Annotated in this window: 16 protein-coding genes and 1 pseudogene; 10 read left to right on the top strand and 7 right to left on the bottom strand. The window is 63.3% G+C overall.

Features of this window, described 5'->3' with window-relative positions; genetic code table 11:
• Positions 1-106: 106 nt before the first annotated feature.
• Complete coding sequence (locus HNO81_RS13110; RefSeq protein ID WP_175318545.1) at positions 107-256, bottom strand: hypothetical protein; 150 nt, start codon at positions 254-256, stop codon at positions 107-109.
• A gap of 263 nt (positions 257-519) precedes the next feature.
• On the opposite strand from HNO81_RS13110, the gene HNO81_RS13105 reads away from it, so the two are divergent.
• The 3 genes from HNO81_RS13105 (at position 520) to HNO81_RS13095 (ending at position 1,720) form a co-directional block, all read left to right on the top strand.
• Positions 520-834, top strand: coding sequence for a hypothetical protein (locus HNO81_RS13105; RefSeq protein WP_175318544.1), 315 nt, complete (start codon positions 520-522; stop codon positions 832-834).
• 73 nt (positions 835-907) lie between these two features.
• Positions 908-1,318, top strand: coding sequence for a DUF3054 domain-containing protein (locus HNO81_RS13100; RefSeq protein ID WP_175318543.1), 411 nt, complete (start codon positions 908-910; stop codon positions 1,316-1,318).
• A 120-nt stretch (positions 1,319-1,438) separates the two neighbouring features.
• Positions 1,439-1,720: an Lrp/AsnC family transcriptional regulator gene (locus HNO81_RS13095; RefSeq protein ID WP_141160402.1), complete on the top strand. Its 282-nt coding sequence runs from the start codon at positions 1,439-1,441 to the stop codon at positions 1,718-1,720.
• 20 nt (positions 1,721-1,740) lie between these two features.
• Here the strand turns inward: HNO81_RS13095 and trpD (HNO81_RS13090) are convergent.
• Positions 1,741-2,484, bottom strand: a pseudogene (trpD, locus tag HNO81_RS13090) (anthranilate phosphoribosyltransferase); the annotation flags it as partial.
• A gap of 56 nt (positions 2,485-2,540) precedes the next feature.
• On the opposite strand from trpD (HNO81_RS13090), the gene HNO81_RS13085 reads away from it, so the two are divergent.
• On the top strand, positions 2,541-2,951 hold the full coding sequence (locus HNO81_RS13085) for a DUF3054 domain-containing protein (protein ID WP_175318543.1): 411 nt from the start codon (positions 2,541-2,543) through the stop codon (positions 2,949-2,951).
• A gap of 120 nt (positions 2,952-3,071) precedes the next feature.
• Positions 3,072-3,353 carry an Lrp/AsnC family transcriptional regulator gene (locus HNO81_RS13080; RefSeq protein WP_141160402.1) on the top strand — a complete coding sequence of 94 codons (282 nt, stop codon included), beginning with the start codon at positions 3,072-3,074 and terminating at the stop codon, positions 3,351-3,353.
• Between the two features lie 20 nt (positions 3,354-3,373).
• Here HNO81_RS13080 and trpD (HNO81_RS13075) read toward each other — a convergent pair whose 3' ends face one another.
• The gene (gene trpD, locus HNO81_RS13075; RefSeq protein WP_175318542.1) at positions 3,374-4,429 is read right to left on the bottom strand and encodes an anthranilate phosphoribosyltransferase; all 1,056 of its coding nucleotides are present in this window, start codon (positions 4,427-4,429) and stop codon (positions 3,374-3,376) included.
• A gap of 112 nt (positions 4,430-4,541) precedes the next feature.
• On the opposite strand from trpD (HNO81_RS13075), the gene HNO81_RS13070 reads away from it, so the two are divergent.
• The 4 genes from HNO81_RS13070 to HNO81_RS13055 all read left to right on the top strand — a co-directional run bounded on the left by HNO81_RS13070 (position 4,542) and on the right by HNO81_RS13055 (position 8,907).
• A complete protein-coding gene (locus HNO81_RS13070) occupies positions 4,542-5,216 on the top strand; it encodes a heme-copper oxidase subunit III (protein WP_217509392.1) in 675 nt (224 codons plus the stop codon).
• 86 nt (positions 5,217-5,302) lie between these two features.
• The gene (locus tag HNO81_RS13065; protein WP_175318540.1) at positions 5,303-6,091 is read left to right on the top strand and encodes a cytochrome c; all 789 of its coding nucleotides are present in this window, start codon (positions 5,303-5,305) and stop codon (positions 6,089-6,091) included.
• A gap of 97 nt (positions 6,092-6,188) precedes the next feature.
• Positions 6,189-7,259: a ubiquinol-cytochrome c reductase iron-sulfur subunit gene (locus HNO81_RS13060; protein ID WP_175318539.1), complete on the top strand. Its 1,071-nt coding sequence runs from the start codon at positions 6,189-6,191 to the stop codon at positions 7,257-7,259.
• A complete protein-coding gene (locus HNO81_RS13055) occupies positions 7,237-8,907 on the top strand; it encodes a ubiquinol-cytochrome c reductase cytochrome b subunit (protein ID WP_175318538.1) in 1,671 nt (556 codons plus the stop codon). Before HNO81_RS13060 ends, HNO81_RS13055 begins: the two co-directional genes overlap by 23 nt.
• A gap of 193 nt (positions 8,908-9,100) precedes the next feature.
• Here HNO81_RS13055 and HNO81_RS13050 read toward each other — a convergent pair whose 3' ends face one another.
• Positions 9,101-9,871 (bottom strand): GntR family transcriptional regulator, encoded by a 771-nt coding sequence (locus HNO81_RS13050; protein WP_175318537.1) that lies wholly within the window; start codon positions 9,869-9,871, stop codon positions 9,101-9,103.
• A 172-nt stretch (positions 9,872-10,043) separates the two neighbouring features.
• On the opposite strand from HNO81_RS13050, the gene HNO81_RS13045 reads away from it, so the two are divergent.
• Positions 10,044-10,337 carry an HPr family phosphocarrier protein gene (locus tag HNO81_RS13045; RefSeq protein ID WP_175318536.1) on the top strand — a complete coding sequence of 98 codons (294 nt, stop codon included), beginning with the start codon at positions 10,044-10,046 and terminating at the stop codon, positions 10,335-10,337.
• Between the two features lie 71 nt (positions 10,338-10,408).
• Here HNO81_RS13045 and HNO81_RS13040 read toward each other — a convergent pair whose 3' ends face one another.
• The 3 genes from HNO81_RS13040 to coxB are packed head-to-tail and all read right to left on the bottom strand — an operon-like array spanning position 10,409 to position 13,417.
• On the bottom strand, positions 10,409-10,810 hold the full coding sequence (locus tag HNO81_RS13040; RefSeq protein WP_175318535.1) for a cytochrome c oxidase subunit 4: 402 nt from the start codon (positions 10,808-10,810) through the stop codon (positions 10,409-10,411).
• Positions 10,807-12,534, bottom strand: a complete 1,728-nt coding sequence (gene ctaD, locus HNO81_RS13035; protein WP_175318534.1) for a cytochrome c oxidase subunit I — start codon at positions 12,532-12,534, stop codon at positions 10,807-10,809. Before ctaD ends, HNO81_RS13040 begins: the two co-directional genes overlap by 4 nt.
• Before the next feature lie 10 nt (positions 12,535-12,544).
• A complete protein-coding gene (coxB, locus tag HNO81_RS13030) occupies positions 12,545-13,417 on the bottom strand; it encodes a cytochrome c oxidase subunit II (protein WP_175318533.1) in 873 nt (290 codons plus the stop codon).
• Between the last annotated feature and the right edge of the window lie 109 nt (positions 13,418-13,526).

Genomic DNA, 13,526 nt, shown 5'->3' with positions numbered 1-13,526 from the left:
GACGCAGGCTTTCGTGGCGAATACGCTCACATTTGATCCGCAGGGATGCCAGTAGAAGATTTCAACCCAGCCGGGAGCGCTGTCCCCTGACCGTCCCCGGACGTTCTCAGTGGCGACGCTGCATCGACGCCCCGACCAGCGCTCCCACCCCGAGGCCCAGCGCGCAGCCCCAGAACGGCGTATGGAAAATCGCCAACCCCAGGCTGATTCCCAACGCGGCGCCTACAAGGCTGCAGATCCACAAGGTCTTGTTCACTATGTCTCCGTCATCGCGGTGATGGCCTCAGCTACTGCAGCGACCTTACTGCATCCCTATATAAGCAGTGGGCAAAAAACGGGGAGTTCCATGGCGAAGTTGGGTAGCAGACACCCGTGTGGCCCTGCGCCGGACGTCCTACCCTGTGGACATGGCGGCTGGCCGGCCGGGCCCGCCGCGGGCGCACGACGGAGCGGTCCTGGACCCTCCTTTGTCATGCAGACGGCGGCGGCGCCCGGTTCACCCGCACCCTAGGACGCCCCATGCACGAACTCCCCCGCCCCCAGTCCTGCACACATCCCACTGCCGCGTGCCATGGCTGCCGGGCCGAAATGCGGGAGGCGGCCCTGCGCGAAGCCCCCGGCAAACCCATTGTCCTGCTGCGCCCGGCTCCTGTTACGGTCCGTTCCGCACCCGCCACTGCGTTGGCGTACACGGTCACCGATGTCCTCATAGAATGGGAGGCGGACTCCGGATACCACCTGCGGTGGGAGGCAAGCTGGCTTGTCCGCAGAGTGCAGGCAACGGGGGCAGCGATGGCGGGACACGAAGCCCATCAACTCCAGGAAGCCGTCTAAGGTGCCACTCCCCCGGCCCGGATGCCGGTAGCACCGGCAAGGGTTCCCAGCGTCGGCAGCTAAGCTCGAAGTCATGAGTTCCCTGAAAACCAAGCCTGCACAGGCCTCTCCGGCACGCGCAGCCCTGGTGGCGGCAGCGGCTGACGTGGTGCTGATCCTGGTCTTCGCCGCGATCGGCCGTGATGCGCACCACCGTGAAGAGCCCATCTTCGGCGTGCTCCTGACCGCATGGCCGTTTCTCGCCGGCGCGGCCGCTGGATGGGTCGCGGCCCGCGCCTGGCGCAGTCCCTTCTCCATCACCAAGGCGGGCATTCCAGTGTGGGTGGCCAGCCTGGTTGGCGGCATGATCCTCCGGGCCCTGACCGGCCAGTCGGTTGTCCTCCCTTTTATCATTGTGGCCACGATTGCCCTGGCCGTATTCCTGGTGGGCTACCGGACACTTGTGGCCGTGGCTGGCCGGCTCCGCTCCAAGCGAGCACGGTAGGAACCAGCAGGCGGATGGCTTCGGCCTGACCGCCGGGAAACGGCACCTGTGTAATAGGCTGGCTGCAGACAAGAACCTGCCGTGCCTTGCTGCGGCGGCACCGATTGAAGGGGTCCACGCGTGGTTACCGCATTTGTTCTGATCAAGACCGACGCCGCACGCATTCCGGAGACGGCGGAGGAGATTTCGGCCATTGAAGGCATCAGCGAGGTGTATTCGGTCACCGGAGAGTGGGACCTGATTGCCGTGGCCAGGGTCCGCCGGCATGAAGACCTGGCGGATGTGATCGCAGACCGGCTCTCGAAGGTTCCGGCAGTGGTGCACACCACCACCCACATCGCATTCCGGGCGTACTCACAGCACGACCTGGACGCGGCCTTCTCCTTGGGGTTCGAACAGTAGAGCGACTCCCCCGCCCGCGCTTAGGCCCGGGAGAGGGACACCCAGCGGTCCAGCACGGCAGAGGCAGCACCGGAGTCGATCGACTGGGCGGCGCGGGCAAAGGCGTCCTGCATCCGCTGCAGGAACGGACCTTCCGCGTCAAGGTCGAATGCAACCAGGCCCGCCGCAGCGTTGAGCAGGACAGCATCCCGGGCGGGGCCTTCACTGCCGGCAAGGACATCGCGGACCACACCCGCGTTGGCCGCCGCGTCACCACCACGCAGTTGTTCAACGGTGGCCAAATCCATACCCAGCTCCTGTGGGGAGAAATCAATCTCATCCACCGCTCCGTTCCGGATCTCCCACACGGTGGAAGGCCCCGTGGTGGTGAGCTCATCCAGGCCGTCATTGCCACGGAAGACCAGGCCCCTGCTCCCCCGGCGGGCCAGGACGCCGGCTACGAGCGGCGCCATCCGCGCATTCGCAACACCCACCGCGGAGGCCTGCACATTGGCAGGATTGGTCAGGGGCCCCAGGAAATTGAATGCAGTTGGTACAGCAAGTTCCCGCCGGGGCACGGCAGTATGCCGGAACGACGGGTGGAACACCTGGGCGAAGCAGAACGTGATGCCCGCTTCTTCGGCGTTGCGTGCCACCCGGGAGATCGGCAGGTCAAGGCGGACACCAAGGGCTTCGAGTACGTCGGCGGAGCCGGACGACGACGACGACGCCCGGTTGCCGTGCTTGACCACTTTCGCGCCGGCTCCGGCGGCCACCAAAGCGGCCCGGATGCCGGTAGCACCGGCAAGGGTTCCCAGCGTCGGCAGCTAAGCTCGAAGTCATGAGTTCCCTGAAAACCAAGCCTGCACAGGCCTCTCCGGCACGCGCAGCCCTGGTGGCGGCAGCGGCTGACGTGGTGCTGATCCTGGTCTTCGCCGCGATCGGCCGTGATGCGCACCACCGTGAAGAGCCCATCTTCGGCGTGCTCCTGACCGCATGGCCGTTTCTCGCCGGCGCGGCCGCTGGATGGGTCGCGGCCCGCGCCTGGCGCAGTCCCTTCTCCATCACCAAGGCGGGCATTCCAGTGTGGGTGGCCAGCCTGGTTGGCGGCATGATCCTCCGGGCCCTGACCGGCCAGTCGGTTGTCCTCCCTTTTATCATTGTGGCCACGATTGCCCTGGCCGTATTCCTGGTGGGCTACCGGACACTTGTGGCCGTGGCTGGCCGGCTCCGCTCCAAGCGAGCACGGTAGGAACCAGCAGGCGGATGGCTTCGGCCTGACCGCCGGGAAACGGCACCTGTGTAATAGGCTGGCTGCAGACAAGAACCTGCCGTGCCTTGCTGCGGCGGCACCGATTGAAGGGGTCCACGCGTGGTTACCGCATTTGTTCTGATCAAGACCGACGCCGCACGCATTCCGGAGACGGCGGAGGAGATTTCGGCCATTGAAGGCATCAGCGAGGTGTATTCGGTCACCGGAGAGTGGGACCTGATTGCCGTGGCCAGGGTCCGCCGGCATGAAGACCTGGCGGATGTGATCGCAGACCGGCTCTCGAAGGTTCCGGCAGTGGTGCACACCACCACCCACATCGCATTCCGGGCGTACTCACAGCACGACCTGGACGCGGCCTTCTCCTTGGGGTTCGAACAGTAGAGCGACTCCCCCGCCCGCGCTTAGGCCCGGGAGAGGGACACCCAGCGGTCCAGCACGGCAGAGGCAGCACCGGAGTCGATCGACTGGGCGGCGCGGGCAAAGGCGTCCTGCATCCGCTGCAGGAACGGACCTTCCGCGTCAAGGTCGAATGCAACCAGGCCCGCCGCAGCGTTGAGCAGGACAGCATCCCGGGCGGGGCCTTCACTGCCGGCAAGGACATCGCGGACCACACCCGCGTTGGCCGCCGCGTCACCACCACGCAGTTGTTCAACGGTGGCCAAATCCATACCCAGCTCCTGTGGGGAGAAATCAATCTCATCCACCGCTCCGTTCCGGATCTCCCACACGGTGGAAGGCCCCGTGGTGGTGAGCTCATCCAGGCCGTCATTGCCACGGAAGACCAGGCCCCTGCTCCCCCGGCGGGCCAGGACGCCGGCTACGAGCGGCGCCATCCGCGCATTCGCAACACCCACCGCGGAGGCCTGCACATTGGCAGGATTGGTCAGGGGCCCCAGGAAATTGAATGCAGTTGGTACAGCAAGTTCCCGCCGGGGCACGGCAGTATGCCGGAACGACGGGTGGAACACCTGGGCGAAGCAGAACGTGATGCCCGCTTCTTCGGCGTTGCGTGCCACCCGGGAGATCGGCAGGTCAAGGCGGACACCAAGGGCTTCGAGTACGTCGGCGGAGCCGGACGACGACGACGACGCCCGGTTGCCGTGCTTGACCACTTTCGCGCCGGCTCCGGCGGCCACCAAAGCAGCCATGGTGGAGATATTGATGGTGTTAAGTTGGTCACCCCCGGTTCCAACAATGTCCAGCTTTTCTCCGGAAATAGTGACGGGGTTGGCGTGGGCCAGCATCGCCTCGACCAGGCCGGAGAGCTCATCCACCGTCTCACCCTTGGCGCTGAGCGCCACCAGGAAGCCGGCGATCTGCGCAGGGGTGGCTTCGCCGGACATGATGGTGTCCATGGCCCAGGAGGTGTTCTCCGCAGTGAGGTCCTGGCCCTTGATGAGGGCCGAGATCAACCGGGGCCAGGTGTTGCCGGACGTTGTCGTTGCCTGAGAAGTCACGTGCTGATGCTATCGACCGACGGCGGCCACTGACCAATGTGAACGGTGGCGGGAACTTTTCCCGGCAATTTCGCGTCTTTGTAGAAAAAGTCCTTCGAAAAGGCGGTTTGCGTTGGGCAGCACGGACTTTTACAGACATAATGTCTATGTGACATCTGCGACCCATGCCCCCAGTACCCCGGCGCACCCCACGCTGAACCGCCCCAATATGGTTTCTGTTGGAACCGTTGTCTGGCTGTCCAGTGAGTTGATGTTCTTCGCCGGTCTCTTCGCCATGTACTTCACTCTGCGCTCCACCAGCGGACAGATGTGGGCGGAAGAGACAGCCAAGCTCAACTTCCCCTTTGCGCTCGTCAACACGATCGTCCTCGTGGCCAGTTCCTTCACTTGCCAGATGGGCGTCTTCGCCGCAGAGCGGCTGCAGCCGCGGCGCACCGGAGGTGCACTGCAGTTCGCCCGCTGGGGAATGAACGAATGGTTCACCCTGACGTTCCTCATGGGCGCGTTCTTCGTTGCCGGCCAGACCACCGAGTACGCCATGCTGGTCTCCGAGCACGTCTCGCTCTCCTCCAACGCATACGGCTCGGCCTTCTACATGACCACCGGCTTCCACGGCCTGCACGTCATCGGCGGCCTGATCGCCTTCCTGCTCATCATGGGACGGTCCTTCGCAGCGAAGAAGTTCGGACACTTTGAAGCAACGTCCGCCATCGTCACGTCTTACTACTGGCACTTCGTTGACGTCGTGTGGATCGGCCTCTTCCTGGTCATCTACGTACTCAAGTAGCCAGCTTTGATTCTTTTTCTACAAGAGGCAGAATTTCAGGTAGCGGCTCCCGGAGCCGGCGCAGGATCGAATAAAGGAACCACCACGTGAAGGCACTCTCACAAAAGCGGCGTCACCCACTTGCAGCAATAGCGCTGCTTCTGATGGGGCTCCTCGTCACGGGTGGGCTGTACGCCGTGGCAACCACCGTCAACCAGGCCAAGGCTTCCACCACCACGTTCAGTGCGAGCGACACCGAGGAGGGCGGCAAGCTCTTCGCCGCCAACTGCGCCACCTGCCACGGCATGGGTGCCAGCGGTTCCAAGGACGGCCCGTCGCTGGTTGGTGTCGGCGCAGCCGCTGTTGACTTCCAGGTGGGTACCGGCCGCATGCCGATGCAGATGAACGGCCCCCAGGCTATGAAGAAGCCCGTCCAGTTCAACGACGAGCAGACCCACCAGCTTGCAGCCTACGTCGCCTCCCTGGGACCCGGCCCGGCAATCCCTGCAGAAGACCTGACAAACGGCGGCGGCGATGCAGCTGCCGGCGGCGAGCTCTTCCGCACCAACTGCGCCATGTGCCACAACGCCGCCGCTGCCGGTGGCGCCCTGACCCGGGGTAAGTTCGCCCCCGCCCTGGCCGATGTCTCCGGCAAGCACATCTACGAGGCCATGGCCACGGGTCCGCAGAACATGCCGGTCTTCAACGACGCCAACATCACCCCTGAAGGCAAGAAGGACATCATCACGTTCCTGAAGCAGATCGAGACCACCGGTTCGCCGGGCGGTGCCGACCTCGGATCACTGGGTCCGGTTGCTGAAGGCCTGTTTGTCTGGGTTGCCGGTCTTGGCGTCATCATCGCCTTCACCATCTGGCTCACGTCCAGAACCTCCTGAGTTTCCGCAGGACCGTACAACTTCTGCTGCCAGTCAGCAGCTTGAAATTAGAAACTAACCCGGCGACAGCCGGGACGAGAGAAGGATGAGGCGAATTATGGGCAACCATAGTGACGGCAGTCCGAACCACTCGGGCACCGTAGCTACGGCTGGTCAGAATGAGGTGGAGAAGTTCCAGGATCCTGGAATTCCCCCGCATCGTTTGCGCCTGGCTGACACGGACCCGAAGGCCGCAAAGCGGGCAGAACGGCAGGTCGCCTTACTATTTGGCATCTCTGTTGTTGGAACCCTGATCTTCCTGGTGGCGTACTTCGCCATTGATCTGGGTGATGACTCCAGCATCGCCACCATTCGGCTCCAGAACGCCCTGCTTGGCGTCGGCACTGCCTTCGCCATGCTGGGTATCGGTACCGGCATCGTGCACTGGGCCAAGGCCCTGATGCCCGACCACGAAGTATCCGAAGAACGCCACGCCATCCGCTACGAAGAGGACCGCCAGGCAGCCGTCCGCATCGTTGACGACATCGTGGAAGAAACCGGCATCAAGCGCCGCCCGCTGATCCGCAACACCCTCCTGGGTGCCGTGGCTCTGGCCCCGCTTCCCGCCGTCGCCATCTTCGGTGACCTCGGACCCCGTCCTGACGACAAGCTTGCACACACCATGTGGGCTCCCCAGGACGGCAAGCGCAAGCGCCTGACCCGCGACCCCGATGGAACCCCCATCAAGGCCTCGGACGTCACCATTGGTTCGGCTTTCCATGTGATCCCTGAAGGCCTGAACGAGCTGGAAGAGGGCAAGCTCAACGAGAAGGCAAAGTCCGTCGTGCTGCTCATGCGCCTCGATCCCGCTTCACTGAACCCTTCCAAGGGCCGCGAAGAGTGGGGCTACAACGGAATCGTTGCCTACTCGAAGATCTGCACCCACGTTGGCTGCCCCGTTGCTCTGTATGAGCAGCAGACGCACCACCTGCTGTGCCCGTGCCACCAGTCCACCTTTGACCTCACGCAAGAGTGCAAGGTGATCTTCGGCCCCGCCAGCCGTCCTCTCCCCCAGCTGCCCATCGCAGTTGATGACGAGGGCTACCTCGTCGCTACAAGCGACTTCCATGAACCCGTTGGACCTAGCTACTGGGAGCGTGATGAGCATGAGCGCAACATCAACAGCTGAGCCGGCTTTCGTCGCCAAAACCAAGACAGGCCGGATCACCGACTTTGTCGACTCTCGTGTTGGCGGCTCTGGGATCCTCCGCGAGTTCGGCCGCAAAGTCTTCCCCGACCACTGGTCATTCATGTTCGGCGAAGTTGCGCTCTACTCGTTCGTTATCCTGCTGCTGTCCGGAACGTTCCTGACGTTCTTCTTTGATCCCTCCATGGCGGAGACCCACTACGACGGTGGCTATATTCCGCTCAAGGGAGTGGAAATGTCGGTGGCGTACAGCTCCTCGCTGAACATCTCCTTCGACATCCGCGGCGGGCTCTTCATGCGCCAGGTGCACCACTGGGCAGCGCTGCTGTTCGTGGCCTCCATCGCCGTCCACATGCTCAGGGTGTTCTTCACTGGCGCCTTCCGCCGTCCACGTGAAATGAACTGGGTGGTGGGCAGCGTTCTGCTCATCCTCGCCATGGCCGCCGGCTTCACCGGCTACTCGCTTCCCGATGACCTGCTCTCCGGCAACGGCCTGCGCATCATCGATGGCGTCATCAAGTCCATCCCGGTCATCGGCACGTACATCTCGTTCTTCCTCTTCGGCGGCGAGTTCCCGGGGACGGCCATTATCAGCCGTCTCTACATGCTGCACATCCTCCTGGTGCCTGCCCTGATCCTGCTGATGATCGTGCTGCACCTCTTCATGGTGGTTGTGCACAAGCACACGCAGTACCCCGGCCCCGGACGCAATGACAACAACGTTGTCGGCTACCCCCTGGGCCCGGTCTACGCTGCGAAGGCCGGTGGATTCTTCTTCATCGTCTTCGGCGTGATCGCCCTGATGGCGGCGTTCTTCACCATCAACCCGATCTGGAACTACGGCCCCTACGATCCCTCCCCGGTGTCCGCTGGTACCCAGCCTGACTGGTACATCGGCTTCGTTGACGGTGCGCTCCGCCTCATGCCTGGCACTCTGGGCAACTGGCACGTGGAGCAGATCTTCTTCGGCCACGTCTTCACGTTCAACGTGCTGCTTCCGGCGCTGGTCCCGGCCGGGATCCTGTTCACCGTGATGTTCACCTACCCGTGGATCGAACGCTGGGTCACCAAGGACGACCGTGAGCACCACGTCCTGGACCGCCCGAGGAACGCTCCGACCCGTACCGGTATCGGCGTTGCCGGTTTCGTCTGGTACTGCGTCATGTGGGCAGCTGCCGGTTCCGACCTCATTGCGACGCACTTCCATGTGTCCCTGAACGACGTAACCTATTGGCTCCGCGCCCTGTTCTTCGTTGGTCCGATCATCGGATTCATCGTCGCCAAGCGGGTCGCCCTGGCCCTGCAGCGCAAGGACCGCGAGATCGCCCTGCACGGCCGCGAAACCGGCCGGATCGTCAGGCTCCCGCACGGCGAGTTCATCGAGGTCCACGCCCCGCTGGACGAGTACAAGCGCTACAAGCTGGTTGGCTTCGAGTCGCCGCAGGTCATCCCGGCCGTACCCAACGAGCACGGCGTCGTGACCAGCAAGGAAAAGCGCCGCGCGCTCCTCTCCCGCTGGTTCTTCGAAGACCGCGTTGCCCCGGCTACGCCCGCTGAGCTGGAGGCAGCCCACGGCCACGGCCACGAGGCAGTAGAAGCAGCCGAGGGTTCCAAGAGCCTGACGCACTAGTCACAGGTTCCCTACGGAAAGGGCCCGATCCAATTGGATCGGGCCCTTTCTGGTTGCCCGGACATGCCCGTTGCCGTTCTCCCAGTACGTCCCCGTCAGGCTGGCAAGCGGCCCCGCACCGGCAGGTGACCCGGCAGTCGGCCCTGCAGCTCTGTCAGAAGACCCCGTCAGTAGACCCCGTCAGTAGACCCCGTCAGTGGTTGCGTGCCCTGCGGGCGCCGGGACGCTGCAGCGGAACCCAGAGCTTGTAGCGGTCTGCCCGGTAGTAAGACACCGAGTAGTCCACCATGGCCCTGGCAACGAAGGCATGCCGCTGAATCTTTAGGAGCGGCGAGCCAACCTCGACGTTCAGAAGCCGGGCCGTGGACGGTGAAGCCGCCGTCGCCTCGATCATGTCCTCCCCCCACTCCATCACCAGGCCGAACTGCTCGCTGAGGACGTTGTAAAGGGACGTGGGGGGCTCGCCGTCCAACAGCCCCGGGACACGGTGTGCCGGAATGAAATTCTCATCCACACTCATCGGTTCCCCGTCGGCCAGCAACAGGCGCCGGAACCTTACCAGCGGTGTGCCCTCATCCAACTGAAGCTCGCGGGCAAGGAAAGCGCTGGCACCGATTTGCTCGAAGCTGAGAACCTTCGCCGCGGGCACCATGCCGCGCCTCTGCATCTCTTCGCTGTAGGAGGTGAGTTTCACCTGGAGGTCGAGTTTGGGGCGGCGGACAAAGGTGCCCAGCCCCACCACGCGCTCGATGACCTCCTCCCCTACAAGGGCGTCGATGGCCTGGCGGACCGTCATCCGTGCCAGTCCGAATCGTTCAGCCAGGTCCCGCTCAGACGGCAGTGCTGAGCCCGGCGGGCACGACTCCGCGATATAGGTACGCAGAATTTCCCGGAGCTGGACGTAGATGGCCGTTCCGCTGGTGCGGTCTATTTCACCCGTGATCACCGTGGCTCCAGCTGCCATGATCTTTCTCCTGCCGTTGGTCTACGTTCAATTTTAGAACGGTCTAGACCAGTGCCGTGACGCGCGGGGCATTTCCATCCGCGGGCAGGCCTACAGATATATTTGGTCAGGAAATTTGATAACCGGCCGCGGAGGGGGCCGTCGTTCGAACAAGCCAAAAATAGGAGTTCCTTTGCCGACACAAAAGGCCGTAGTGGCAGCGCCCGCGGGCCTGCATGCACGTTCTGCCGCGGTATTTGTCCGGGCCGTCACCGCTACGGGCCTCCCGGTCACCATCAGCAAGCCGGGTACTCCGGCCGTGGACGCCCGCTCCCTGCTCCACGTGATGGCTGCCGACTTCGCGCAGGGGTGTGAGGTGGAACTTGCGGTCAGCGACACCGGTCTGAGGGCCGCCAGAGGCCTCGAAGAAGTCAGAACGGTGCTGGCGGACCTTCGCGTCCTCCTGGAGTCCCAGAAGGACGGCTGAGGGCAAAAGAAGCAAAAACGACGCCGGGCCCCACCACATTGGTGGGGCCCGGCGTCGTCAGTATGTGATTGCTAGTGTGCGTGGTCTCCGCGGCTGTACTCGTACACCCAGCCGACGAGGGCCACGATGGCCAGACCGCCGGCGATGAAGATGACCCAGGCACCTACGGCAAGGCCCAGGAAGCCTGTGGCGCAGGCGATGCCCAGCACCAACGGCCACCAGCTCCAAGGGCTGAAGTGCCCCTGTTCGCCGGCGCCCTCGTGGATTTCCGCATCGCTGCGGTCCTCGGGGCGAAGGCCGACCCGCTTACCCGTGAAGCCCAGGTAGGCCCCGATCATACCGGCGAGGCCGGCCACGAGCAGGATGCCCAGGATGCCCACCCATTCGCTCCAGTTGGTCAGGAATCCGTAGACCAGCGAGACGGGGACGAAAAAGAAGACACCGGAGCCAAAGATCCAGGATTCGATTTTCACTGTGCGGTGTCCTTCTGGTCGGCGTTGCCGAGGACCGCCGCTGCGGGAGCCGGCGAGTCAACGGTGTGGACCTGGCGAAGTTCCGGATGGTGCAGGTCCAGGGCGGGACGCTCCGAACGGATCCGGGGCAGGGAGGTGAAGTTGTGGCGCGGCGGCGGGCAGGACGTGGCCCATTCCAGCGAGGCACCGAAGCCCCACGGATCATCCACCTGGACCTTTTCGGTCTTGCGCCAGGTGATGTACACGTTCCAGAAGAACGGAATCAGTGACGCACCCAGCACGAAGGATGCCACGGTGGAGAACTGGTTCATCCAGGTGAAGTTGTCTTCCACGAGGTAGTCCGCGTACCGGCGGGGCATGCCCTCGACACCCAGCCAGTGCTGGATCAGGAACGTGCCGTGGAAGCCAAGGAACAGGAGCCAGAAGTGGATCTTGCCCAGGCGTTCGTTGAGCATCTTGCCGGTCCACTTGGGCCACCAGAAGTAGAACCCGGCGAACATGGCGAAGACCACGGTGCCGAAGACCACGTAGTGGAAGTGGGCCACCACGAAGTAGGAGTCCGAGACGTGGAAGTCCAGCGGCGGCGAGGCCAGGATGATGCCGGTGAGGCCACCGAAGAGGAAGGTGATCATGAACCCGAGGCTCCACAGCATGGGCGTCTCGAACGTCAGCGATCCGCGCCACATGGTGCCGATCCAGTTGAAGAACTTCACGCCCGTAGGCACAGCGATCAGCATGGTCATGAAGGAGAAGAACGGCAGCAGCACAGCGCCGGTGACGTACATGTGGTGTGCCCACACGGTCACGGAGAGAGCTGCGATGGCGATCGTGGCGTAAACCAGGCCCTTGTAACCGAAGATCGGCTTGCGGCTGAAGACCGGGAAGATCTCAGAGACAATGCCGAAGAACGGCAGCGCGATGATGTACACCTCGGGGTGGCCGAAGAACCAGAACAGGTGCTGCCAAAGGACTGCACCGCCGTTCTCCGGATCAAAGATGTGGGCACCGAACTTGCGGTCCGCGCCGAGGGCGAACAGGGCGGCGGCCAGCGGCGGGAAGGCCATCAGGACCAGGATCGCGGTGATCAGGGTGTTCCACGTGAAGATGGGCATCCGCCACATGGTCATGCCGGGGGCACGCATGCAGATGATGGTGGTGATGAAGTTCACGGCACCCAGGATGGTGCCGAAGCCGGACAGTGCCAGGCCGAAGACCCACAGGTCACCACCGATGCCGGGGGTAAAGGTGGTGTTGGACAGCGGCGCATACGCGAACCAGCCGAACGACGCAGCACCCTGCGGGGTGATGAAGCCGGACACGGCGATGGTGGAGCCGAACAGGAAGAACCAAAAGGCCAGCGCGTTCAGACGCGGGAACGCCACGTCGGGGGCGCCGATCTGCAGCGGCATGATCACGTTGGCGAAGCCGGCAAAGAGCGGGGTGGCAAACATCAGGAGCATGACGGTGCCGTGCATGGTGAACAGCTGGTTGTACTGCTCTTTGGTCTGCAGGATCTGCATGCCGGGCTCGAACAGTTCGGCGCGGATCAGCAGGGCCATGACGCCGCCCAGGCAGAAGAACACGAAGGACGCGATCAGGTACATGTACCCGATGGTCTTGTGGTCAGTGGAAGTGATCCAGTTGACGACGATGCGCCCCTTGGATTTGGGTACCACGGGAGCCGATAGGGCTCCCGAAGGTGCGGATTGGGTGTACGTAGCCACGTCGCTCCCCTTACTTGGTTTCGTTCAGGTTCGGGTTGCGGTCGTACTCCACGCCGAGCAGGCCGGTGTTGCCTTCAGCCTTGAGCTGGTCCATGTGGGACTGGAATTCAGATTCCGACACCACCTTGACGCGGAACAGCATTTCGGAGTGGTACTCGCCGCAGAGTTCGGCACACTTACCGTCGTAGGTGCCTTCCTTGGTGGGGGTGAACCGGATGTAGTTCGTCTTGCCGGGGATCATGTCGCGCTTCTGCAGGAAGGCGGGAACCCAGAAAGAGTGGATGACATCGCGGGAGTTGAGCTCAAGGTCAACGGACTTGTTCACGGGCAGGTACAGCGTGGGGAGCTGTTCCTTGTCGATGGTGTTGCCGGTGAGGTGCGCCTGGACGCCAGCCTCGTGGACGTCTTCCTGGATCACATCGCCGGACTTGTAGTTGAAGTCCCACGCCCACTGCTTGCCGCGGACGTCGACAACGACGTCCGCCGGCTGTGACCGGTCATCGATGGCCTGCTGGTCACGGTCCGTGAAGTAGAAGAACACCAGGACCATGAAGATGGGGATGGTGAGGTAAAAGACTTCCAGGGGAAGGTTGAAGCTGGTTTGCCGCGGGAAGCCCACGGTCCCTTTGCGGCGCCGGTAGGCGACGATGCACCAGATGATCAGGCCCCAGGTAATGGCGCCGACCACAAGGGCAGCAATCCATGAGTTGACCCAGAGGTCCATGATGCGATCGGTGTTGCTGGTGGTGCCACGTTCAGTGGGCATCCACCCTTTCTCTACCTCTGGCGAACATCCGGTCAAAACCAACGCGCCGGCTATAGCCAAGCTTGAGATCGTGGTGATCGTTTTGCGTCGGCTGCCGGTTCGGTTCTGCGAACTCACAGACGGCCCTTCCTACTTGTTGCTGTTGTCCGGGCAGCCATCGGCATTCCGGGCACAAAAAAGTTTTACTACTCGGTGTAGAGCTTACCGCTCCGCCGGGCGTTTCGCC

It is taken from the genome of Pseudarthrobacter sp. C4D7 (assembly GCF_013359725.1).
Taxonomy (GTDB): domain Bacteria; phylum Actinomycetota; class Actinomycetes; order Actinomycetales; family Micrococcaceae; genus Arthrobacter.
Note: the sequence above shows the minus strand (reverse complement) of the source record. Positions and strands in the feature narration are given on the sequence as shown.

What these genes read in the sequence shown, in the direction of transcription:
- HNO81_RS13055 (WP_175318538.1), top strand. Translation starts at nt 7,237, where the DNA reads ATGAGCGCAACATCAACAGCTGAGCCGGCTTTCGTCGCCAAAACCAAG.
- HNO81_RS13050 (WP_175318537.1), bottom strand. Translation starts at nt 9,871, where the DNA reads ATGGCAGCTGGAGCCACGGTGATCACGGGTGAAATAGACCGCACCAGC.
- HNO81_RS13060 (WP_175318539.1), top strand. Translation starts at nt 6,189, where the DNA reads ATGGGCAACCATAGTGACGGCAGTCCGAACCACTCGGGCACCGTAGCT.
- HNO81_RS13105 (WP_175318544.1), top strand. Translation starts at nt 520, where the DNA reads ATGCACGAACTCCCCCGCCCCCAGTCCTGCACACATCCCACTGCCGCG.
- HNO81_RS13100 (WP_175318543.1), top strand. Translation starts at nt 908, where the DNA reads ATGAGTTCCCTGAAAACCAAGCCTGCACAGGCCTCTCCGGCACGCGCA.
- HNO81_RS13085 (WP_175318543.1), top strand. Translation starts at nt 2,541, where the DNA reads ATGAGTTCCCTGAAAACCAAGCCTGCACAGGCCTCTCCGGCACGCGCA.